General features: G+C 51.7%; 21 protein-coding genes and 1 pseudogene. 7 read left to right on the top strand and 15 right to left on the bottom strand.

Features of this window, described 5'->3' with window-relative positions; genetic code table 11:
- Nucleotides 1–9: 9 nt before the first annotated feature.
- Complete coding sequence (locus tag IPN95_12840) at nt 10–2,355, bottom strand: FdhF/YdeP family oxidoreductase (GenBank protein MBK9450272.1); 2,346 nt, start codon at nt 2,353–2,355, stop codon at nt 10–12.
- A 126-nt stretch (nt 2,356–2,481) separates the two neighbouring features.
- On the opposite strand from IPN95_12840, the gene IPN95_12845 reads away from it, so the two are divergent.
- Nucleotides 2,482–3,534 carry an AAA family ATPase gene (locus IPN95_12845; protein MBK9450273.1) on the top strand — a complete coding sequence of 351 codons (1,053 nt, stop codon included), beginning with the start codon at nt 2,482–2,484 and terminating at the stop codon, nt 3,532–3,534.
- Nucleotides 3,535–3,538: 4 nt separating this feature from the next.
- Here the strand turns inward: IPN95_12845 and IPN95_12850 are convergent, their stop codons facing one another.
- A complete protein-coding gene (locus IPN95_12850) occupies nt 3,539–4,750 on the bottom strand; it encodes a trypsin-like serine protease (GenBank protein ID MBK9450274.1) in 1,212 nt (403 codons plus the stop codon).
- A gap of 273 nt (nt 4,751–5,023) precedes the next feature.
- On the opposite strand from IPN95_12850, the gene IPN95_12855 reads away from it, so the two are divergent.
- The gene (locus tag IPN95_12855) at nt 5,024–6,193 is read left to right on the top strand and encodes a hypothetical protein (protein MBK9450275.1); all 1,170 of its coding nucleotides are present in this window, start codon (nt 5,024–5,026) and stop codon (nt 6,191–6,193) included.
- A gap of 3 nt (nt 6,194–6,196) precedes the next feature.
- Here IPN95_12855 and fdhD read toward each other — a convergent pair whose 3' ends face one another.
- Together fdhD and IPN95_12865 are read right to left on the bottom strand one after the other, a co-directional pair.
- Nucleotides 6,197–7,048, bottom strand: a complete 852-nt coding sequence (gene fdhD, locus IPN95_12860; GenBank protein ID MBK9450276.1) for a formate dehydrogenase accessory sulfurtransferase FdhD — start codon at nt 7,046–7,048, stop codon at nt 6,197–6,199.
- 5 nt (nt 7,049–7,053) lie between these two features.
- Nucleotides 7,054–8,139, bottom strand: coding sequence for an Omp28-related outer membrane protein (locus IPN95_12865; protein ID MBK9450277.1), 1,086 nt, complete (start codon nt 8,137–8,139; stop codon nt 7,054–7,056).
- A gap of 177 nt (nt 8,140–8,316) precedes the next feature.
- Here IPN95_12865 and moaA point away from each other — a divergent pair, with 177 nt between their 5' ends.
- A complete protein-coding gene (moaA, locus tag IPN95_12870; protein ID MBK9450278.1) occupies nt 8,317–9,294 on the top strand; it encodes a GTP 3',8-cyclase MoaA in 978 nt (325 codons plus the stop codon).
- Nucleotides 9,295–9,354: 60 nt separating this feature from the next.
- Here the strand turns inward: moaA and IPN95_12875 are convergent, their stop codons facing one another.
- Nucleotides 9,355–9,591 carry a hypothetical protein gene (locus tag IPN95_12875; GenBank protein ID MBK9450279.1) on the bottom strand — a complete coding sequence of 79 codons (237 nt, stop codon included), beginning with the start codon at nt 9,589–9,591 and terminating at the stop codon, nt 9,355–9,357.
- Nucleotides 9,543–11,093 (bottom strand): DNA polymerase III subunit gamma/tau, encoded by a 1,551-nt coding sequence (gene dnaX, locus IPN95_12880; protein ID MBK9450280.1) that lies wholly within the window; start codon nt 11,091–11,093, stop codon nt 9,543–9,545. The genes IPN95_12875 and dnaX overlap by 49 nt, the downstream gene beginning before the upstream one ends.
- Nucleotides 11,094–11,306: 213 nt before the next feature.
- On the opposite strand from dnaX, the gene rpsF reads away from it, so the two are divergent.
- Genes rpsF through IPN95_12895 form a run of 3 tightly spaced genes read left to right on the top strand, consistent with a single transcriptional unit; the run spans nt 11,307 to nt 12,453 of the window.
- Nucleotides 11,307–11,696 (top strand): 30S ribosomal protein S6, encoded by a 390-nt coding sequence (gene rpsF / locus IPN95_12885; protein MBK9450281.1) that lies wholly within the window; start codon nt 11,307–11,309, stop codon nt 11,694–11,696.
- Nucleotides 11,697–11,714: 18 nt separating this feature from the next.
- Nucleotides 11,715–11,999: a 30S ribosomal protein S18 gene (locus tag IPN95_12890; GenBank protein MBK9450282.1), complete on the top strand. Its 285-nt coding sequence runs from the start codon at nt 11,715–11,717 to the stop codon at nt 11,997–11,999.
- Nucleotides 12,000–12,003: 4 nt separating this feature from the next.
- Entirely contained in the window at nt 12,004–12,453 is a 450-nt protein-coding gene (locus tag IPN95_12895; protein ID MBK9450283.1) for a 50S ribosomal protein L9, read from the top strand.
- A 213-nt stretch (nt 12,454–12,666) separates the two neighbouring features.
- On the opposite strand, the gene IPN95_12900 is transcribed toward IPN95_12895, so the two are convergent.
- The 4 genes from IPN95_12900 to IPN95_12915 form a co-directional block, all read right to left on the bottom strand.
- Nucleotides 12,667–13,140: a hypothetical protein gene (locus tag IPN95_12900; protein MBK9450284.1), complete on the bottom strand. Its 474-nt coding sequence runs from the start codon at nt 13,138–13,140 to the stop codon at nt 12,667–12,669.
- A gap of 82 nt (nt 13,141–13,222) precedes the next feature.
- Nucleotides 13,223–14,572: a DUF1343 domain-containing protein gene (locus IPN95_12905; GenBank protein ID MBK9450285.1), complete on the bottom strand. Its 1,350-nt coding sequence runs from the start codon at nt 14,570–14,572 to the stop codon at nt 13,223–13,225.
- A gap of 115 nt (nt 14,573–14,687) precedes the next feature.
- Nucleotides 14,688–15,866: an SUMF1/EgtB/PvdO family nonheme iron enzyme gene (locus IPN95_12910; GenBank protein ID MBK9450286.1), complete on the bottom strand. Its 1,179-nt coding sequence runs from the start codon at nt 15,864–15,866 to the stop codon at nt 14,688–14,690.
- 63 nt (nt 15,867–15,929) lie between these two features.
- Nucleotides 15,930–17,528, bottom strand: a complete 1,599-nt coding sequence (locus IPN95_12915) for a T9SS type A sorting domain-containing protein (GenBank protein ID MBK9450287.1) — start codon at nt 17,526–17,528, stop codon at nt 15,930–15,932.
- 377 nt (nt 17,529–17,905) lie between these two features.
- On the opposite strand from IPN95_12915, the gene IPN95_12920 reads away from it, so the two are divergent.
- The gene (locus tag IPN95_12920; protein ID MBK9450288.1) at nt 17,906–18,283 is read left to right on the top strand and encodes an STAS domain-containing protein; all 378 of its coding nucleotides are present in this window, start codon (nt 17,906–17,908) and stop codon (nt 18,281–18,283) included.
- Nucleotides 18,284–18,300: 17 nt separating this feature from the next.
- On the opposite strand, the gene IPN95_12925 is transcribed toward IPN95_12920, so the two are convergent.
- The 5 genes and pseudogenes from IPN95_12925 to IPN95_12945 all read right to left on the bottom strand — a co-directional run bounded on the left by IPN95_12925 (nt 18,301) and on the right by IPN95_12945 (nt 23,326).
- Complete coding sequence (locus IPN95_12925) at nt 18,301–19,338, bottom strand: LptF/LptG family permease (GenBank protein ID MBK9450289.1); 1,038 nt, start codon at nt 19,336–19,338, stop codon at nt 18,301–18,303.
- A gap of 132 nt (nt 19,339–19,470) precedes the next feature.
- Nucleotides 19,471–20,601 (bottom strand): tRNA guanosine(34) transglycosylase Tgt, encoded by a 1,131-nt coding sequence (tgt, locus tag IPN95_12930; protein ID MBK9450290.1) that lies wholly within the window; start codon nt 20,599–20,601, stop codon nt 19,471–19,473.
- A gap of 312 nt (nt 20,602–20,913) precedes the next feature.
- Complete coding sequence (locus IPN95_12935) at nt 20,914–21,525, bottom strand: hypothetical protein (GenBank protein MBK9450291.1); 612 nt, start codon at nt 21,523–21,525, stop codon at nt 20,914–20,916.
- A 361-nt stretch (nt 21,526–21,886) separates the two neighbouring features.
- The gene (locus IPN95_12940) at nt 21,887–22,141 is read right to left on the bottom strand and encodes a hypothetical protein (GenBank protein ID MBK9450292.1); all 255 of its coding nucleotides are present in this window, start codon (nt 22,139–22,141) and stop codon (nt 21,887–21,889) included.
- Between the two features lie 116 nt (nt 22,142–22,257).
- Nucleotides 22,258–23,326: pseudogene (locus IPN95_12945) on the bottom strand (MBL fold metallo-hydrolase).

Below are 23,326 nucleotides of genomic sequence, written 5' to 3' on the forward strand. Positions count from 1 at the left end.
TCGTTGCATCTATTTGGCTTTCATTTCTGATTTGGCAACCGTCACGGCCACAAACTTGGAAACGGGTGTATTGCTCTTTTCGGCGACATGGTCCAATGGGACAAGTACATTCGCCTCGGGAAAATATGTGGCCATACAACCTTTAGGAATGTTGTAAGGCACAACAATCCAGCCTTTTGCATGCCGTTTTTCGCCACGGAAATGGCTCGTCAAATCCACCATGTCCCGCGAGTGCAGTCCCAACGTGTGCATGTCGTCGGTGTTCATCAACACCACCCTGCGTTCGTTGAGGATGCCGCGGTAGCGGTCGTCGAGGCCGTAAATCGTCGTATTGTACTGATCGTGGGTGCGAATCGTCATCAAGGCAAATTGGCCGGGTTCCAAGAGGCTTTTCGGAATCGGATTCACCGTAAAATGTGCCTTGCCGCTCGCCGTGGTGAATTTTCCCTCGCGCGGTCCATTGGGCAGGTAAAAGCCATTGGGCTGCAAAACGCGGCGGTTGTAATCCTCAAAACCTGGGATGACCGCTTCAATATGGTCGCGTACCTTGTCATAATTGGACACCATGGCATCCCAATCGATTTTCACCGAATCGGGCAGGCTCGCCTTGGCGATGCCCGCAACGATAAACGGTTCGCTGCGCAAATGCGGCGACGCCAAATCACCCGAACCTTGGCTTTTGGACACGACGCCCATGCTGTTTTCGACGGAGACAAATTGCACGCCTGACTTCTGCCGGTCCGTCTCCGAACGCGCAACGCAAGGCAAAATGATGGCTTCTGCGCCCGTAATCACGTGGCTGCGGTTCAGCTTCGTGCTGATTTGCACCGTGAGGTCGCAATTTTGCAAGGCCTTGGCAGTGGCTTCGCTATCCGGCGTTGCCGAAATGAAATTGCCGCCCATGGCGATGAAAACGGAGGCTTTGCCATCGAGCATCGCGTGGATCGCCTCGACCGTGTCATACCCATGCGCCCGCGGCGATTGGATCCCAAACCGTGCATCCAAGGATGCCAAAAATTTCTCGGCCGGCTTCTCGTAGATGCCCATCGTGCGGTCGCCTTGCACATTGCTGTGCCCGCGCACGGGACAAGTGCCCGCACCCGGCTTCCCGATCGCGCCACGCACGAGCAACAAATTCACGATTTCCTGAATATTGGCCACCGCATTCACATGCTGCGTGAGTCCCATGGCCCAGCAAAAAACGATCTTCTGCTTATGCCCCAAGATCCGCGCCACCTTTTCCATTTGCGCCCGGCTGATCCCGCTTTCGCGTTCACATACAGCGACATCCGTTTGCTTGACATCGGCCAAAAAGGCCTCGAAATCAAGGGTATTGGCTTGGATGAAGGCCATGTCAAAGATCTTTCCGGGGACTTTTTGTTCCATCTCCCAGAGAATCCGCAGGATGCCTTTGAGCAGGGCGACATCGCCGTTGATGCGCACCGGCAAATGCATGTCGGCGATTTGTGTTCCGCCCTTGAGCACCTCCATGGGGCTTTGCGGATCGACAAAGCGTTGCATCCCGGCTTCCTTGAGCGGGTTGATGTCGATGATCGTGCCGCCGCGTTCCTTGCATTTCTTGAGGGCGCTCAGCATACGGGGATGGTTGGTCCCCGGATTTTGGCCCATGACGACGATCACGTCGGCGATGTACAAATCCTCGAGTTTCACGCTGCCCTTGCCGATGCCGAGGGTGGCAGACAAGGCTGTGCCGCTGCTTTCGTGGCACATATTGCTGCAATCGGGCAGGTTGTTGGTGCCATAAGCGCGCACCAACAACTGATACATGAAGGCGGCCTCGTTGCTTGTGCGGCCCGAAGTGTAAAAAATGGCTTCGTCGGGGCTGGAAAGCGATTTGAGTTGTTGCCCGATCCTTGCGAATGCGTCTTCCCAGCTGATGGGTTCGTAGTTGCTGTTCCCCTTGCGCAAGATCATCGGCTGGGTGATACGCCCTGCCTTACCGAGCTCAAAATCAGGCCAAAGGCTGAGTTCTTCGACGGAATGGGTCCTGAAAAATGCGGGATCGACCTTGGCGTCGGTGGCTTCTTCGGCGAGCGCCTTGGCGCCGTTTTCGCAGTATTCGCCGAGGCTGCTGCGGTGGTCTTCGGGATCGGGCCAAGCACAACCCGAGCAGTCGAATCCGTCTTGTTGGTTCATTTTGCCGATCAGCCGCAAACCCTTGCCCACACCCATTTCCCGACTCAGGTGGGCCATGGCCTCCTTGACTGCAGCAAGCCCGGCCGCTTTGTTGGCGGGTTGCGTCAACGAGAGATTGCGAAACTTTTCGGGTGGCAGCAATCGCACCCCGGCGCGCACGTAGCGCGGTGTTTCAACTTCGATTTCAAAATTTGCCATATCCCAACAACTCTAGTGCTAGGGATAAAGTTAGGAAATTTTTGGGGATGGGGGGGTAGTTTCGCGGAATCACACCCCGCAACATTTCCCCAAAAAATTACCAACTTTGCCTTCAAACGGAAAGAAATGGCAGTCTATGCAATTTGGAACAACAAGGGCGGAGTTGGCAAAAGCTACCTCACCTTTCAAGTTGCTGCCGAATATGCCCGAACCCATCCTGACCGGAAAATCCTCGTCATCGACCTTTGCCCGCAAGCAAATGCCTCTGGGATGCTCCTGGGGGGTATCGTAGCGGGTGAATCTGCCTTGGAACAGCTTGCGACACGCGTTCCACGACGCACCATTTCCGGCTATGTCGAGGATCGGATTTTCAGCCCCTACCAAAACCCTCGTACGGGAGCCAATTTTGTGACCAAAGTGGCTGAATTGAATCCGCAGATTCCCTCGAATTTATATCTCGTAGTAGGAGATGAGCAACTCGAGATTCAGTCCTCACGGGTTTCCAATGCAACTTTTCCAGGACCTGCCGATGCCTGGCGTTTGGTACATACCTGGATTTCTGACTTGATCCACGACATTCAAACCGCTTGGAATCAGCCGGAAATGACGGTTTTTATTGATTGCAACCCGAGTTTCTCCATTTACACGGAATTGGCTTTGTCGGCTTCGGATCGCTTAATGATCCCATTTTCGGCGGATGGTTCATCGAAACGTGCCGTGCGGGCGGTGTTGGCCTTGGTATATGGGGTGGGACGGTATTCGGGCGCGCAACAATCCGAATTTGTCATCAATTCGAACCGATTCAACTTGCAAGTCCCCAAGATTTACTGCTATATCGGGAACCGTTTGACACAGTATGTCGGTTCAGCCGCAGCGTTCAAAACGGTCGTCAAAGAAATCGGCGACGAAATCTGGGATGTCTGGCAAAACCACCCCAATTTCTTCTGGATTCGACCAAAGTCGTTGAAAAATGGCCGCAAGACCTTCGAAAACGACTTTAAGTTTGAAATCAACGATGCCAATACGGCTTCCGTCGTTTCAAGTGCGCTGGGAATTCCCATCATGGTTTTGACGGCAGGCCCGAAGCAGATCACCGTGGACAGGCAAGTTCAAGTGAATCAATCGCAACTCGATCGGCAGCAACCCAATATCAGTGAGCTGGTCGGGCGGATTGATTAAGTTCTCACTCCACCACAAATTTCCCGCGTCCGATGATCCTTTCTCCTGCCAACAACTGGAAAAAATACAGTCCGCCGGCAAGATTTCCGCGTTCGAAGGTGATTTCCTCGCCTGTAAGTCCGTCCATGCGCGACACCATTCGGCCCTGCGCATCCAAGACCTGAAAACCGAGCCGATTTCCCCTTGGATTTGCAAAACGAATGGTTGTGGAAGACGAAAACGGATTCGGGAAAACTTGCAGATTGGCGGCTTGGGATGGGTTTTCTGGAAGTCCGACGGATTGCGTCGCCATCACGTTGGTGAGTTGATAATATGCATCCCGACCAATCTGATAATGACGGTACTGACTCGCATAACTCAGGACTCCGAAACTGTAATAGTCCTGATTATCCGTATAGAAGATGCTGCTTCCACTTTGGCCTTGTGCTGCCAAGGCAGTTCCGGAAGGAATGGTAAGCCATCCGCCATCGGAGCCGATCACGCCGTAGTTGTAATATAACGTGTCCCCGTTGTAATGCAGGCTCGTATCCATGAAGGAAGGCTGCATCGGGTAACTGTATTTGTGAAAAACCTTCCCCGAAAAGTAGCTCGTATCCGCAGTGAAAGCCATGCCAATATGCCCGGTTGTTTGCCCAATGGGTTCTTGGAGTTGCAAAAGTGCAATGTCATGCCATCCATTGTTGTCATAATGCTTCTTGAAAATATAGCAATGGGAAACCTTGCTCGTGGGCAAATTGGGCTGGAATTGGCCGTTGTCGTAGGCGGGTGCAACGAGCAGACTGTCACCCAGCCATGTTTGGCCGAAGAAAGGCGTATAAACGCAGTGCGCAGCTGTCAAGACAAATTGGTCGCCGACCATCATTCCCGAACAATCGTTGCGCAGCGTATCATCCTCCCAATACCAGATGCGAATGGCGGTACGCGCCGGGAAGTCCGTGACGGGATCAAAAAGTTCCGCACGGGCAAGTTGTGAAAATTGGCTCCCGGGAAAGAGATTGGTGGTCGGCGGCACAAGGCTGAGAATGCTTTGGTTGCCAAGTGGGCCCACCGAGGATGAACTATGATCAAATTGAATGTTCGTGTCGACAGGCACCGGCGGGATCAGGGAGATCGTACGGTTTTGTACATCAAAGGCAACGATCGTATCGGGTTGGGCGACAAGGTGGTTTCCCAACATTCCTGCGAAAACGATCACAAGGACGGTAAATATTCTCATACTGAATGGATTGGACATTTTTCTGATGCACAAATCTAGGTCGGTCCTGTATTCAAACAGGTGTCAAAATTAGGCCCCCCTCAATCGCGACCCACAGAATTTTTTCATTCTACTTTGGCCGCCGATCGTCTTTTTTCGTAGATTGAAGCAGAATGACAATCCATTCACGAAAAATATTCCGTGTGACCAACAAATTGCTGAGCTACAGAAATGAATTTTCTTTTTGAAAGCCTTTTTGGATTCATATTCATCGTATTTCTGTTCGGCCCTTTGATGTATCAAATCAGTACGGGCACACTTTCCTTTACAGAGAAGTTCCTCGACAAAGTTTGGCTGCGACCTTATGCGAAAGTGGATCGTCGCGGCCTGATTTTCCGGATACGCATTACGATCTTGATGTGCAGGTTCCGAGCAATGCTGCCTTTTCTGCATTGTTTGGTAGGTATTTTGCTAATCTTACCACTCGGTCAAATCGACCCGTCGATTCCAGTGTTGGTCATTTTTCCGTACATGATCGGATTTTGGGTGATGCCGCTTTCCCACCAATCCAACCATTACGATGAAGCATTGCCGAAATTCAACCTTATGATGGCGATCACCGCCGCTAAGAGATTGGTTGAATTCGCACCGGTCGGGAAACAGCGGCGTTTATTGGTTTGGATAACGGGATTCCCTGAGGCACATATCAAGATTGCTGCGATCAACGGGTTCATGGAAAAAACCGAGGATTGGGCGATTGAAAACCTTCAGATGCTTCGTTACAACCCCTCATCGCTGGTGCAAAAAGCCGCTGAAGAGGCGATTGAATTGGTGGAAGGTATCCTCAATGGCAACGGAATCCGGAGTGTCTTGCCGCTCGAAGAGCTCTGCGCGGCATATCAAGCCAGTTTGGATGAAATACCCGGGATACAGTCGAGTGCGGTATTGAAACGCTATGAAAAGGCCAGGATTGGAGTTGATCAGACCCGATTGGCCAACCAAATCGACGACATCATTTATTCACAGTTGGCGTTGCGTGAGGCCTACCCTAATGTCTATTGCAAACAGTGCTTTTCTTCGACGGAGGAGGAGTCTTTTCGAGAATGGAAATGGATTCGTTGTAAACGCTGCCTGGATGTGCAACAGCTGATTCCCGGCGTGACCTCGGTCATTGGGGAAATCGGCGGCGTCAAGGATTGGACTTTGGACAAGGAAATTCTACGAATCGGAATCTGGGATACGGTTCAACGCAAAGCGACCAAGTCTGAAATTGACGCCCTCCATGTTTATCCCGGCGGCGAATTCGACTACGACTGGGCGATCAGTGCGGCCGTGCAGATGATTCAGAATCAGGTGAACAGCCGCATACAACAGGTCCCGGTTACGATTCACGGCAAATTGAACTTGTCCCAAAACACGCAGCACCTGCTGCGGTCTCTTGACCCGAATGTCAAGCTCGATTGACGCTTATTCGGGGAGAAAACGTTCCTGCCCGGCATAGACATTGAACCGGTCCCCGCGCAGGAATCCAACAAGGCTCAGGCCATGTTGCCTTGCCAAATCGACCGCTAAACTCGTCGGCGCTCCGACAGCGACCATCAGGGCAATTCCGGCAAACAGCGATTTTTGGACCAATTCGAAGCCGGCACGGCCGCTCACAAGCAAAATAGAATCCTGCAACGGGAATTTCCCTTGCAAAAACAGCGTTCCGATGGCCTTGTCCACGGCATTGTGGCGACCGACGTCTTCGCAGGAAACCAACAGATTTCCCGCAGCATCAAATAGCGTTGCCGCATGCAGCCCGCCCGTATGCTTAAACACCGTTTGGCTCGCCATCGCCAAATCCGGCAACTTCCGTATCAATTCGGCTGAAAATTGCCGCCCGGAATCCACAATCACCGGACAGCCCGCCATCCCGATGGCTTCGATGCTCGCTTTTCCGCAGACGCCGCAGCTGCTGCTCGTATAGAAATTCCGCTCCATCCGCGACAAATCCGGCAAAATTCCCGGTTGCAGGTCGACCTTGACGACATTGCCAAATTCCTCGGGGGCGCGCACGTTGGCGCAATAGTCGATCTTGAAAATGTCGTCGACGCTGCGCAGCAGGCCTTCGCCGAGCAAAAATCCAGCTGCCAAGGCCAAGTCATGCCCGGGAGTGCGCATCGTGACGGCAACATTGCGTTGCTGCCGATCCTGCTCCGGCCCGAATTCCAGCTTGATTTCCAACGGCTCTTCCACCGCAAGCAGGTCTTCGATGCCGCGTTCGTTGCCGCCATAGCGCCTGACCTCGATGGATTTGACCGGACTTTTTGCCTGCATAGCCGTTACCGCAAGATCAATTTTTGGGTGATGCTGATTTCGCCGATGGCCGCCAAACGAAGCAGGTAAACGCCAGCAGGGTAGGGGCTTGCGTCCAATTCGGCATCGTTTCCGGTCAGATGCTTTTCCAGAATGGTCCTTCCCTGCAAATCCATCAATGTGGCCGTCCAATTTCCTGCTTTTGAAACAGATACTTGGATTTTGCCTTCGCTTGGATTCGGCCAAATGGACAGGGTTGGTTTCGATATTGCCTCGGAAGCGCCTGCCAAGACATTGCCATTGAGTCCCAGTTTGACCACATTCAGAATCTCCCGATTTTCAGGATTGGCATCGTAACGTTGCACGACAAGAATCACGCTGCATTTCGTTTCGTCAAACGCGGAATCCAGTGTTGTCTGAAAAGTATGGCTGAAAAAATGGCCTGCAGCCACTGGATTCGGGAAAATCGATGTCCCCAGATGCCCGCCCAACATATCGCGCAGCACCCAATTGTGTACATACCCGACGATGGGATCGCCCAATCCAAACAGCGGATGACCCGTGGTATTGTTGTAACCGTTGAGTTGATCATAGCCGAGGCCCGTGCCGGTGACTTCGTCTTCGACGAGATAGGCATTCACCCGCAAATCCCAATTGAGGTCCCAAAGCACAGTTCCTTCGACCTGTACGGTGAGGTCCCGCTGTGGCGTATAGGTGGTCGCGCCGCCGATCGTCGCCAGCATCGGCATTTGCTTGCGATCCTGAATCATCGTCGGCCAATACGTGTTGGGCATCGAGGTCTGCGAATAGGCGGGCCATTTGTACCGGTCCACCATCAACGTCGGATGTGCCCAGAGATAATCTGCAAGAATCGAATCTCCATCGACAGAAAACATGTGATCCACATGCCCCGCATTGTTCACGTGGATCGCCACCGGGATGATGTTGGTATCGTTCAGCAGGTAGCTTTGAAGCAAATTGTCGCCCCATGGGCAACTCGGACAACCGGCACTCGTGATCTTCTCCAAAAGCAACTTTTTTCCGAGCGGCTGCGCTTGAACCATGGAAAAAGTCAACGCAAGGATGAATAGTAGACGTGATACGAAGCTCATGGCTCAAAAATATCGAAATATTAAGGATTTAGGAGAATAAGCGATGAAGGACCAATTTGTTGAATGACGGATTCCAGCGTTGATCCGAGGCCGATGCCCAAAAATTCAAAAGGAAAGCAATCCCCCGAATTTCCGTAATTTTGCCGAATGCGGCTCCCAAAAGCACAAGTAGATCCCATGTTGATCGATTCCTTCGGAAGGGGGCACGACTACTTGCGCATTTCCTTGATCGACAGCTGCAACCTGCGTTGTACGTATTGCATGCCGGAAAACATCCGCTTTCTGCCACCCAGCAAGCTCATGGCTGCAGACGAATTGGTCGCGATCGCGGGCGTATTCGTGGAGGCAGGCGTAAGCAAGATCCGGCTCACGGGCGGCGAGCCACTCCTCCGACGCGATGCCGAATTGATTTTCAGGGGATTGGCCAAACTCGGCGTCGAATTGGCGATTACAACCAACGGATTGCTGCTGCACGAATTTTTGGATCTGTTCGCGGAAATCGGGCTCACCAAACTTAACATCAGTCTCGACACGCTTGATTCAGAGCGGTTTGCAGCGATCACAAGGCGCGACCAATTTGCGATCGTCAAGCAAAACATTGACTTGGCCTTGCAACGCGGGTTTCATGTGAAACTCAACATGGTCGTGATGCGCGGGGTCAACGACGATGAACTGATTGATTTCGTGGCCTTGGGCCAAAACACCGATCTCCATCTCCGATTCATTGAATTCATGCCCTTCGACGGCAATTCCTGGAACTGGGAGAATGTGTTCTCCTATGCGGAGATGCTGGAAAAGATCGGCGCAAATTTTCCGATTGAAAAATTGGAAGACAAGCCGAACAGTACTTCCAAAGCGCACCGCGTCGCGGGGTTCAAAGGGACATTTTCCGTGATCAGCACCGTGACACAGCCCTTTTGCGAAGGTTGCAATCGCTTGAGGCTCACGGCCGAAGGCAAGCTCCGTAATTGCCTGTTTTCGCGCGATGAAACAGATTTGTTGACGGCATTCCGCAATGGAACCGACCTTCGTCCACTGATTGCAGCCGCGGTTTCAGGCAAAGCGGCCCGCCTCGGCGGCCTCCCCGAATTTCAAGACAAGGAAAACCTGCAAGCCCAACTCAGCAAACGCGCCATGGTCAAAATCGGCGGCTAACAAGGTCTCAAGCGCCCCAAAGACCGCCAACCCCACTTTTCACTTTTAGTTTTTCACTTTTCACTCATACTTGACGTGTGCGTCAAATTTCTTCATGAGTTGCCGCAGCGCAGGATTTTGGGTGATCATCTGTTCGAGCTTTTGTTCATTCGTATAAGGACGGCTGTCATTGGCACTCGCTGCCAATTCCTGGATTTCCATCTCCAACAAAAGGTTGGTGACGCCGGTATGCTCGCGCATGTAGTCGATCACAAACCGTTCGTCGGCAAGTTGCCGGCGCACGACCTCGCTGGGCACGCCTTGGATCCATTTGTTGTGGTCGAGGCGATAGGCGTCCATGCGCAGGAGGAAACCACGCGGTATCTGCCATCTGCATTCAGGAAGTCGAGCAATTTGGTGTAGGCTGCCTCAAAAACGACAGGATCAATCGTTACACGCTCGTCATATTCTACGAATGCTTCCTGCTCCTCGTCCTTGCCACCTTTGGAATTGCTGAAAAGGTCGATGTCATCGATGTTGGTGGGAATCAAAAACGGCCCACGCATCACCTTGCTTTTTTTGTCGGGCAGGAGGGAGGAAATACCGGATTTCACTTCGCCCTCGGCCGGAATTTCCTTGGAAACGGCTGCGTTGGTCGATACGCCAAGATTCTGCGTCCCTACCCGTTCAGATTTTTTTTTTTCGTTCTCCTGTGCGAGGTTGATGGCGGTTTGCAGGTGGGCGAGCTTCATCAGTGCAAGCTCGACGTGTAACCGCGGATTCACCGCATTTCGCATCGCCCCCTCGGCCGTCGAGGCGAGGTTGAACGCATTGAGCAGCAATGTGGCCGAAATGGCTTTGACCTGCTCGGTGTATTGCTTTTTGATGTTGTCGCTGGACTCCAGCATGCCGATCGTCTTGGGCGTGCGGGCGATCAGCAGGTTGCGGAAGTGCTCGGTGATACCGATGAGAAAGTCTTTGACCTCGAATCCGTTGTCGATGATCTCGTTGAGCATCACCAACAAACCTTCGTGGTCTGCCACGAGCATCATTTCGACGGTTTTGAAATAATAGGCGTAGTCAAGCACGTTGAGATTGTCGACGACAATCTTATATGTGACATGCCGGTTGCTGAAGCTCACGATCTGGTCGAAGATGCTCAGACCATCGCGCAAACCGCCGTCGGCTTTGAGGCCGATGAGTTGCAACGCATCGTATTCGTAGTCAATACCTTCCTTTTCGCAAATCGACTTCAAGTGCTCGGCAACCGCGTCGACTTTGATGCGTTTGAAGTCGAATTTCTGCACCCTTGACAGGATGGTGGGCAGGATTTTATGCTTTTCTGTGGTCGCAAGGATGAAAATCGCATGCGCCGGGGGTTCTTCCAATGTCTTCAAAAAGGCATTGAATGCCGCCGAACTGAGCATGTGAACCTCATCGATGATGAAGACGCTCTTTTTTCCGGAAGCAGGAACGTAGCGTACCTGATCGATGATTTTGCGAATGTCTTCGACCGAGTTGTTGCTTGCGGCATCCAATTCGTGGATGTTGAGGCTCCGTCCTTCATTGAATGTGGTGCAGCTTTCGCAGGCGTTGCAGGCTTCGCCGTCTTCCGGCGGATTGGTGCAATTGATGGCCTTGGCCAGGATGCGTGCGCATGTGGTCTTTCCGACACCACGTGGGCCTGAAAAGAGAAATGCATGCGCCAACTGCCCCATTTTGATGGCATTCTTGAGCGTATTGGTCACATGCGACTGTCCGACTACGGAGTCAAACGTAGCGGGCCTGTACTTGCGGGCTGATACAACGAAACCTTCCACGGGGGCAAAGCTAAAAGAAAAAAACAAAAATGACTTTTGGATTGGGCGTTTGAGAGCGAAATGTGGATATCTCGACGAATGGGTGGGATGCAGGGTCAGAGATGATTTTTAGAAATCCTTGTTGACAAAGCGAAAACTTTGTCTAACTTTGCAACTCGTTTCGAAAATCCTGGGCTGTCGTCCATGGAGAAGAACATAAAACATTGATTTTCAATGGCACTTGAAATTAGCATTGACCTGTCAGGTCTGAAAGTTTCGTATGAGACCACCTTCTTGGTGGTTCCGGAGCTTTCGGAGGCTGACTACAAAAAGGTCGCCCAAAAATTTCATGACCTGATCACCAAAGGTGGTGGCGAGGTCACGAACATCGAGCACTGGGGCCAAAAGAAGTTGGCTTACCCGATCGAAAAGCGTCATACCGCTTACTATTGCTACGTAGAGTTCACTGCACCAACCACGGTAATCCCGAAGTTGGAGCAAGAGTTCCTCTATGACGAATCCTTGATTCGTTTCCTTACCGTCCGCGTCGAGAAGCACCACGCTGCCTTTAACAAGAAGCGTCGTGAGCAAGGTTTCGGCAAGAAAAAAGAGGTAACGAAATAATCCACGAGGGAACGCATCATGGCATACGGTAAAAGTAAAGACAGAGGCATCGGCCCGACAGCTGTAAATCAGATCAAGTCGGCCAACATGCCCAAAAAATATTGCCGCTTCAAGCGCAACGGGATCAAGTACATTGACTACAAAGACCCCGATTTCTTGAGGAAATTCTTGAACGACCAAGGTAAAATTTTGCCACGTCGTATCACGGGTACAAGCCTCAAGTATCAGCGCCGTCTCACAGTGGCCGTCAAGCGTGCACGTCACCTTGGCCTTCTCCCATTCGTAACCGATACCATTAAGTAAGATCATGGAAGTAATTCTCAAGAAATACCACAAAGATCTCGGCGAAAAGAACGACATCGTATCGGTGAAACCGGGATTCGCCCGCAATTTTCTCATTCCACAAGGGATCGCCATCATGGCTACGGAAACCAACCGTAAGATCCTGACTGAGAACTTGCGTCAAGCAGCACACAAAAAAGACCACATCAAGAATGAGGCTTTGCGTATCGCTGGAGAACTTGAAAAACTCACTTTGACCATCAGCACCCTCGCAGGTCCGGATGGCCGTCTGTTTGGTTCCATCACTCCGTTGATGATCGCCAATCAGCTCGAAGCCAAAGGCTATGATATCGAGCGTCCACGTATCTTGTTTGACACCGTCATCAAGGAACTTGGCAACTACGAGATCACGGTCGACTTGCACAAAGAAGTCAAGGCCAAGGTCAAAATCGAAGTCGTCGCAGCCGCGAAGTAATTTCGCTAAAGCGCTAAAGAAATGAAAAGGTCGTCCCAAAAGGGCGACCTTTTTCGTGTTGCGCCCGGCAACAGGTGATGCGCTACTTCCCGAGTCGCGAACATGCAGTGAAACGTGGCGTGATCAGAGCCCTAGCCTTCGACGTTAATCGCGCTGCAGAAGCCATTCGCAGTTTGTGGGGAATGCCGATGAAAAACGGGCACCTCCTTGCCGCTATTGTTTACTCGTTTTGGATTGCCGTTTTTCACCGCCCGAGAACGCAGCAACGAATGCGCCGATCACAAAAATGATACCGATGATCACCAGCGGCGAAAGCACCAATGTCGAAATCAACAAGATCAAAGCGACTGTGCCTTCGGTGACGATCGCGCCGACAAGCAAACCCGACCAAAGTAAAATCAAGGCCGCGCCTATGAGTCCGAGGATGGCAGGAATGGGCCTGTTGGGGCGCTGCGGGGCCATTTTTTCAGCCAGGATTCTGTCCCAGCCGGATTCGTTTGCAATCTGTGAGCTTGGATTTGTCCTGAATTGCAAATTTCTGGCGGGTTCAGCAGGATTGATCAGACGGGCTTTCCGTTCGCTAGGCTTCGGGCTTTGCACAGGGGCTTCTTGGGCCGTTTCGGCGTCGGCATTGGCTGCCGAGGTTTGCGCTTGGAGGCCACAGCAAGACATGAGCAAAACGAACATCCACAGGGATATTCGCAGGAAATCGGGCCGAAAACGGCAGGTGAAACTTAACATTGGATGATAGAACTTGACCGCTGCGAAATTAGTCAAAATCGGGATAGAGCAGGTATTTCTTACGCTTGACCTTGAACTTGTTCTGGGCATCCTGCCAAGTCGCATAAATGGCTTCGGGGGTCATTTTTTTCGCAAGCTGTGACTTCAGAATGCTGTTTCCGATCAGAATGTTGAAGCTCGGTTGGTACAAGGTTGCTGAAACACCGACGTTTTTGGATTCTTCGACGAAGTTGCTCAGCAACGACAATCCGGCGAGAAATAGTTCCTTTCCTTCCACTCTGTTCAAAAAGCGGATGCCATAACAAACCTGATCCTGAAAGTCAGGCGTGACGGCTTTGCCCGGGGTGGACCGCGGTGTAAATTTGATGTATTCGGCCTCCAAGCCATTGAGGGAAACCCTGCTAGGTTCAACGGCACCCAAAATCGAGTCACGCTTCAACGAATTTTCATAGCCTTTGTGCCAAGGGGCGCCCAGAACCTCGAATGGCGTCGGGGTGCCACGGCCGACACTCACTTTCAAACCTTCAAACCAGCATAACATGGGATACAAATAGGCACTGTACTCGGTGCTGAGATTCGGCGAAGGCGGCAACCAGGTTAATCCTGTCTCATTCCAGCGCATCGCATGTTTGTAATCCTTGCAGCGCACCACGTCCACGACGCATTTTTGTCCGCCTGCCAGCCATCCTTCACCGTTGACCATCAAGGCGTATTCGCCGATCGTCATGCCGTGGGCAACCGGGACGGTGTGCATCCCGACAAAGGACTTCTGCGCCGCCTCCAAGACGGGTCCGTCGACATACCATCCATTGGGATTGGGGCGATCGAGGATCAGCATCGGGATTTTTTGTTCCGCGCAGGCTTCCATCACATAGCTCATCGTCGAGATATAGGTGTAAAAACGCGCGCCGACGTCCTGAATGTCAAAAATCACCAGGTCAATGCCTTTCAAATGCTCCGGTTTGGGCTTTTTGTTGGTTCCGAAGAGGGATACAATGCTGATGCCGGTGGATTTGTCGACGCTGTTGGCCACGTGTGCTCCCGCATCTTGGTCACCTCGGAAGCCGTGCTCGGGGGCGAATACCTTCGCGATTTTGATGCCACGCCGGTGGAGGGTATCGACAAGGTGGATGCCGGTTTTGCCCGCGCTGTCATTGACAAAGACACGACTGGTGTTGTTGGCGACGATGGCAATACGCTTGTTGACAAGGGTTTGCATGCGTTCCGTGATCAAGACTTCGGCGCCTGTGCGTACGCGTGCATCCGTGCCCGTGGTCACGAGTGTATCCAAAAGCGGAAGCTGCGGCTTGGTCGGAGTGTTTTTGTTGCATGCGCCGAGCCATAGCGTCGCAACCACCGTGAGAATAGAAAACATCATGGGTGCCAGAGGATTCTTTCGGGCCATGCCGCGAATATACGTTTTCTCCAAGCGATGGCAATGATCGTGCCAACTCACAAGATGTGGAAATCCTTGATTGTCGACGTTTTGCGAATCAGAATTCTGCCGGGATTGGCGAGCCCATCTTGATCATTGCCACACGGAACCCAATGCGTGAGCCGGACTGATTTTGGCCATGTCCCATTCGACTGCCTGACATTGCCGCATATTTATAATCCGCCCAACTGCCACCTTTGACGACGCGCTGCTCCGTTGTTTCCACGTTTTCAGGGCCGGATTGAAAAAGCTGTGGTCCGACCTGGCGGCCTGCCGGATTCCGAATTCCCTGGAAATCAAGGTCGGACAGCGATTCCCGGCTATTGAATCGCATGACATCGAGACACCATTCGCTCACGTTGCCAGCCATATCATACAATCCGAATTCATTGGCAGCGAATGACTTTACCGGGGCGGTGTATTCGTAGTTGTCGCCAATGTAATCGCCGTGATCTGTTTTGATATTTGCCCGGAACCTGCCTTTTTCGTCCAAAACGGACCTGCCCGACCAAGGGTATAGCCGTCTGACACCTGTGGTTGTTTCTGTTTCCAAGGTGCGCGCCTTGGCTGCATATTCCCACTCCGCCTCGGTGGGAAGGCGATAGGCGGGTTGTAAAGGCTTTCCTTGCTTTGCGCGTTCGCGATTTTCATACTCGGTTAGCCATTGGCAATAGGCATTGGCTTGGTCCCAAGTTACCCCGACGACAGGATAGGCGCTGAATGCATCGTGCCAGAAGTAGTTCTTCACCAAAGGATCATTGTATCCAAAGACAAAATCACGGGCCCAACACATCGAATCCGGGAGCAAGCCAACTGCGCCCGCTTTTTGGATCAGGGGCTGCCAGGCTGCACGTTTCGTTTCCGCAGATGCCTTTTTTGCAGCCTTGAGCTTCGTTTCCAATCCCTTTCTCTCCTCCGAATTCAACAAGGAATCCAACAGGAAATAGCGGTACTGCGCATTCGTGATCTCGGTCTCAGACATGTAAAACGAGGCACAAGTGACCCGTCTTTCTGGGTTGTTGAATCCGGGAATTTCGCCGATCACCGTTTGATCCGCATTCATGGCGGTATAGGTCGAATCGTTACCTAAAAGGACCAGATAATAGTCCTTGACGGCAAATTGATAGCCGCCGCCGTGAATATGTGTGCCGCCTTCGATGAACTTGAGTGTGGGAATGTTCTGAGCGCCCAAAGCTGAAAATAAACTCAGGGCAAACAGCAGCAGCAAGTACCTCATATTTTGAACCGGTTGGAGTGAATTTGGACTAAGCAAATCCGGTTACAACCTGATTCGAAGTCCTTAACGCACAACGATGGCCTTTTGCGTCACTTGGCGATCACCCGCGGTAAGCGTGACAAAATAGGCAGCCGAGCGACGCATCGCCCCAAAATCCAGTGGCCAAGCCTGATCACCTTCCGAAAATTGCTGCTCGGCAGTGTAAAGGACCTTGCCATGTACATCAGATACCCGGAGCTTCACCAATTCTGGGCTGGACAAAGAGAAATTCACAACCGATTCGCCCAAGCTGGGATTCGGGAAAACGCGCATATTCATCGCATCCAGGCTATGGCCATTCAAGGCGTCGGTGGATACGGTTTTGTTGATGAATACCTTGAAAATCTGGCTGTTTGCGCTGCTTTGTGTTCCCGAGTTGATAAAAAAGATATTGGCTGCGGTGCTTGCAATGCCACCATAAATATAGCCGACGAGCGTGCGTCCAACAGGTAGCGAATCCAATTTCAAGACATCGTTGCCATAACGCTCCAATGTTTCCACGGGAATAAACTCCGAGCTCGCGCCCAACAAGGCCGGCATTTCGACGGGCAATTTGTATTCTGCCATCACCCCGTTGGCATCGCGGGTTACGCGCGCGATCGTCTTGACAAACGGACAATTGTCGTCGCGCACCAAGGTGCCGAGGCTGTCAAAGTATTGCGCGATTCCGCCAAAAAACACGGTATGCATCTCATTGGCTGTACCAGAATACATTGGAAGTACTGCGCAGTGATAGTGGTTGTAATACTGTGAAAACGCATTGTTGACGGCGTAACCGTTGCTGTCAATGTTCACACAATTCAGATAGGGAAGGTCAGCGCCGACTTGGAAAACGCCGGAAAATGCAGTCAAGCCTTCCTGACCATTGGGCAGGATTTGGGAAGCAACATTGTAGTCCCGGCGGTGCAGGTTCGTTGCATCGGTATGTCCCGGCAAATGCGTGACGCTCAGGTTGGTCCCGTCGTCGTTGATCTTAAACTTGCGAATGGCACTGGTATAGGTTTGCGTGTAAGTTGGATTCCCCATCGGGTTGTATCGCCCATCAAACCGCTGACCACCAACAAGGTAGTATGTGTCATAAACCATATCCAGATGTCCGCCTGTGACGGCAAATTCCGGATCGGTCAATTGCCGGAAGTTTCCAGTAAAGCTAGCCCCATTGATTACAGCCTGAATCGTCGCCGGCACGTCGATCGCAGTCAGGTTATGGTAGGTGATGTGGTCAGCTGCCGTGGCGCTGTAGCCGTAGCCACCCACAACGTAGAGCATATCTCCCGTTTGTTGGAATTCCATGTTGGTCGAACTCAGTTGCTCTTGCAAAGACGTTGACAACGAGGTCAATGGCGCGCTCCAGCTTTGCATCGCCACAGGATCTACGACGATGATTTGATTGTTGTGGCCAAGCACGTCAAAGGAGGCAAAGGGTTGCCGGCGGTGCAAACCATCGAGTCTGCCGCCCAAAATCAGCCATTTTCCATCGTGCTGCCCATAGGCAAAGGATTGCAGTCCTCCCAAATTGGGGACATTCATCGCCTCGATTTCGACGCTGAAAGGCGCGTTCTGGGAAAATCCAAGATTCGCTGCGAAAACAAATAACATTGCCGTGTACAGTATTCTTCTCATCATCGTCGATTTTTTAAGTTGAATCATCGGAGCAATCGATTGGAGCTTCTTTATCCGCTCTGTTACAAATTTCGACTTCTCGTTAGCCGCGAACAAGCATTTGCCTTCCTGACAACGGTAACTTGGGTTACATCAAATCTTAAACGTGAGCATTCGATCAAATGGGATGCTTTTTTCTGGGAATCATCCTTACTGCGTCCAGGGATTGACAAAAGTCATGGTTCGAAGCGGAGACCCAGACCCTGAATTTGGCCGTTTGGCATTGCAAAATGACCGTTGCCGATCCAATTGTGACGATCGTCCCTTCACGACAGTATTCTACTTCCGATGGCTTGATATTTGCTCTGAACCCAATAAATCCCTAAATCACGGGAGAAATGGAGAATGCTATGATTACGATTGCACATCGACACCTTGCGGAAATTACCTTGCTAGACCTTGAAGGCCGAATGATCGGCGATGCCAGCAACCAATTTTTGGCGGTGGCTTCGACGACGATTGTAGAAGGTGGCACACGCAAGATGGTGCTCAATCTTCAGCACCTAGATCAATGCGACTCCATGGGAATCAGTGCATTGCTCCGGATTCATACCTCCTTGAAAAATATGGATGGCGCATTGATTCTTTGCCAACTCAACGATCTAGTGACGAAGGTTTTTGCCTTGACTCATATCGACGAAGTCATGCACATCGTGGCGACGGAAGAGGATGCCTTGGAAGAGTTGGGCGTGACCAGCGTGATTCATGGCGCCTGAATCCGCCCGCTGACTGATCACTTCGGGGCAATGCGCAGCATGAACATCCCGACGATGAATCCGAGGAAGTTCGGGATCCAAACTGCAACCCATGCGGGATATTTGTCGCCCAAAATCGCTTGCCCGGTGACGACGAGAAGCACGTAGATGAAGTTGATCACGAGGCCGATCCCGATTTGCAACGGTGTACCGCCGCGGCGTTTCTTCGTACTTACTGCAAAGCCGATGATCGTCAGAATGATCGCTGCAAAAGGGTAGGCAAATCGCCTGTATTTCTCCACGATCATCTCTTCGGCCAAGCCCGATCCGCGCACCTTTTCCAATTCGATGCTTCTGTAAAGCTCATTGAGCGGCATACTTTCCGCCCGCATTTCCTTGATATAAATGTCGTTGGGGGTGAGCAAAAAGGTCGTGTCCATCGATGCAATCCGCGTCAGGGATTCCTTGCCTTCTGAAAAAGAATGCACACTGACATTCTCCAATCGCCAGCTTTTCGATTCCTCCAACCATTTGATTTTCGTCGCATCCAGCTTCTTCAGCAATTCCTGCTGATTCATGACCTCCATCGAAAAAAGGTAACCTTCGTTGATCCACTGATTGAAGGAGTAGATGTAAATGAAGGTCTCAATGCCTGTTTTTTCGTCGAATCCGATCTTTTTGTGGATGTTCGTATCCGTCATGACCGTCTTGCGCTTCAAGTATTGATACTCGAAGTCGATCCGTTGCTGATTGGCAATCGGGACGATGTAGGCGTTGAGGTAAAAGGAAACACCGGCCAGGAAAATCGCCGTTGCGAGATAGGGCGCCAAAACGCGCCAGAAACTCACGCCTCCGGCCAACATGGCCACGATTTCGGTGTTGTTGGTGAGCCTCGAAGTGAAGTAGATGACCGCCAAAAAAATGCAGACCGGGGCAAGGAGGTTGCCGTAAAACAGCGCAAAATTCCGGTAATAGCTGAAAATCAACAGGTCAATCGGCGGCTTGCGTTCGATAAAGTCATCGATCTTCTCGGCAACGTCAATCACGATCGACACCGCGAGAATGATCATTACCATGAAGAAAAAGGTCCCCAGGAATTTGAAGATGATATATCGATCTAACTTGTTGAACATCCTTGGGGCGAAGTTAGGAAATCTCCCTAGACTTGGGATTCGCAAGCAAAAATTGTACCGACATGCGATTCATCCTTAAATCTTCGCGGTGATTTTCGGGAGAAGGAGCCGTTTCCATTCGGAGAAATCGCCTTCCAGAATGTGTTTCCGTGCCTCGCCGACCAGCCAGAGGTAAAAATGCAGGTTGTGGAGGCTCAAAATCGTCATCGCCAGCATTTCCTCGGCCTTGAACAAATGCCGCACATAGGCTTTGGAGTAATACTGATCCGAAAACAGGTCGCTGTCGGGATCGAGTGGCGTGAAATCCATCTCGTACTTCTGATTGCGCATGTTGCGGATGCCTTCGCGCGTGAACATCATGCCGTGGCGCGCATTGCGCGTGGGCATCACGCAGTCAAACATGTCCACGCCGAGCGCGATGTTTTCGAGGAGGTTCTCCGGCGTACCTACGCCCATGAGGTAACGCGGTTTGTCTTGCGGCAAAATGCTGCAGCAAAGGTCGGTCATCTCATACATCAGTTCGGTGGGCTCACCGACGCTCAGTCCGCCGATGGCGTTGCCGGGCAGGTCGAGGCTCGCGGTGAATTCGGCGGATCTTGTACGGTATTCGCGGTACATGCCGCCTTGCACGATCGGGAACAGGGCCTGGGTATGCCCGTAGAGGCCTTCGGTCTCCATCCAGCGTGTTTTGCAGCGCTGCGCCCAGCGGTGGGTCAGCTCCATCGATTCGCGGGCATAACGTTCATCGCTCGGCCACGGCGGACATTCGTCGAGGACCATCATGATGTCCGAACCGATAATGCGTTGGGTGTCGACGACGTTTTCGGGGGTGAAGAGGTGCTTGGAGCCGTCGATATGGGACTTGAAGGTGGCGCCTTCCTCGCTCAATTTCCGCTGTGCTGCCAACGAAAAAACTTGATAACCACCGGAATCCGTCAGAATAGGGCCATCCCAATGCATGAACTTGTGGAGGCCGCCTGCGGCTTGCATCACGGCATTTCCCGGACGCAGGTAAAGATGGTACGTGTTTCCGAGAATGATCTGCGCCTTGACATCGTCCCGCAAATGGTTTTGTTCGACCGCCTTGACCGAAGCCACGGTCCCGACCGGCATAAAAATCGGCGTCAGAATCGTTCCGTGATCGGTTTCGAGCTTCCCCGCGCGGGCATGGGAGCCGCTGTCTTTCTTTTCGAGCGTAAATTTCATTGCCCGGCAAAGGTAGGGAGCAGGGGGGAGGGAAACAATTTTGGGAATGGGAGAGCGGAATGACGACTTGATCGTTGCGGAGATTACAGTCGTTCCCTTTCTTCACTCAATTGAATGTCAACGTTGAAAAGGCAACCGAGACGATAAATTTGCTTACTCATCCTGGGCATTTTCCTCCAATGCCTTTGAAATCTCATAGATTGCCGACAATATTCTATCCCTGTCAGAGTTTTCACCAGGACAACTGTGAATTGCCTGAATGATTTTAATGGTTGTTGACTTCAGCCCATTTCCCTTGATCACTGCATCCAATCAGAAACCCATCAAAACATAGGTCATAGCGAACGCGCAACGCAATGGTGTCTTGGTCTGCAAATGAAGTGTTTGGTCTTTGTCATGATTGTAGGCTTTAGGTTGGTTCAGCGCCGCACGAGTGAATCCTTTGGCAACTGAAACGTATGGGAAATGCCGATTGGCACTTCGGTCAAATACGAGGTCGCGGCAAAGCAAACGTCGAAAGCAGAAAGGCAAGATCGGTTGAATTCGGAGGTGTTTGAGCTTGTCGCGCCTGCTTTCCAGGAGAAACGCTAAAGGCAATGCCAAAAGTCCAAGCAGGTCCGATGGATCCACCACGCGGTCGATTGTAATCCATGCATTTGCATTCCAGGTATCGATAAACGGCTGACTGAGGGATGATTTCCAAATAGCAAATAGAATGGCTGTCAATACGAAGATGGCCTTCTTTTGCCTCGGGAACAACGCCGTGAAAAAAATGGGGAAAATGAAAAGCCCCGCGAAGTCCGACAATTTCCCGGTGAACCAATTTCCAAAATGTGCCTTTAAAACAAAGTCATTCACCAGCAGCAGGAAAAGTCCAGTCAAGAACCAGTAGCTGTTGATTAGATGGCTTTTATTTTTGAGCATTGACCTTCCGTAACGATTTAGAGGAATGTGCCATTTTTTCTTTTCAGCGCGGGGGGGGAAGCGGGGGTAAATGTTTTCTCAAGGTGGCAGTGGGGAGGATGTTGGCCTTCACCTTGACAGGTATGTCAGCCGAGACGTTTCACGCCAACGATAAGTCGAAACTCAGGCTCCCTGTCATTGCTTTCTGCATTGGGCGTTCGTTGATCACCAACATCGCGCTATCTTTGATTCCTGATTTCCCAGAATTCATATAGTGCCCAAACGCTTCAGCCGTCTCCTTCCAAACCTCCCTGAAGTCCATACGAATTTCGCTGAAAAGTCGTCGATGAGCTTCAAGTGTCAGCTAGGTTCGACCAAGCGATCATGGGCGCCCAAACGTTGGCTCAAAGGTGAACTTCAGGGCGACATCTGTAAATCGCAATACATCGTCCCAGTCACAACTGTCGCTGATTTCGACGCCGTTCACTTGACGAGATTGCAAGTGCCAATCTTTGCCGGTCAGCAGTTCAAGGTTTTCAAAGTCCTTGGTTTTGTTGCAGGCGACCAATGCGAACAGCATGGTGAGAAAGGCAAATGCCGGAACAATTGATTTGAAATGGAGCGACTTCAGTTTCATGGGAATGATTTTTGAAGGTGAATTCGAAGGAAAAAACGTGTTCGCAAAGCCAATTGACATCCTCAGGCTGGAAAGCAGCGGATGGATGAAGTAAAGATAGCGCGTCAGCGCCTCAGTTACCATCCCAAAATTGGTGCATGGTGGATGCTTGTGCTTGCCAGACTTCGAATTGCAGTCCAAGACCGAACTTTCCTCACCGATACGCCTCCCACCAAGCCTCTAGCCAAAACATCCGCAGCCAGAAAAATCCTCCCCAAAGTAGGCAGAGCATAGTCCAAACCGCGCGTTTCAGCGAATTGCTTGAATGCAACCGCGGGCTCAAACCAACCATGTTGATAGGAGAGGGAAAACCCCGCCCAATGCACGGGCATGGCTTTTTTGACCTGCGCATCGATCGCCGCTTGCACGCATTCGTCGGGGAACAGGTGAATCGGCCGCCAATCTTCGTTGTATTGGCCGTTTTCCATGAAGGCAAAGTCGAAAGGGCCGAGCCGTTGGCCGATTTCCTTGAAATGTTGCCCGTAGCCGCCGTCGCCGCTGAACCAGATTTTTTCCTCCGGCAAATGAAAAACCCAGCCGCCCCAAAGCGACTTCATCCGATCCGTCAGTCCCCGCCCCTGAAAAATGCCGCGTCGGTGTGTAGTGAATCACCATTTCCCCGAAATGCTGTTGGTCCCACCAGTCAAATTCGGTGATCAATTCCCCCGGAATGCCCCAGCGGACCAAATGGCGTTTCACGCCGAGGGCCACAAAATACTGTTTGACCTTGCCGGCGAGTTTTTGAATGCTTGCATAGTCCAGATGGTCATAATGGTCGTGCGTGAGCAGCACCAGGTCGATTTCCGGCAGTTGGTCGATGAGATCAAGCGTGTTTTCGGAGAAGCGTTTGGCTGCGAACGGCGCAATCGGCGCAGCGTCGGGCCCGAACATCGGGTCAATGAGCAGGGTCTTGCCCAGCATCCGCATCAGCACCACCGAGTGGCCATACCAAACGAATTTGCTCCGCGCGCTCGGCGCAAGGAAGGCCGCGACATCCAACGGCGCAATCGGCAAAGGAACCTTCGGCGCCTTGTCTGCACGGTTGGTGAATTGCTTGTAAATGATCTGCGGAATCTTGAACGGGCTCATCGACATGGTAGTCGCCTCCAGATTCTGGAAACTCCCATCCCGCCAATTCGGGGACAG

The sequence above is a fragment of the Bacteroidota bacterium genome, from assembly GCA_016718825.1.
Lineage (GTDB): Bacteria > Bacteroidota > Bacteroidia > J057 > JADKCL01 > JADKCL01.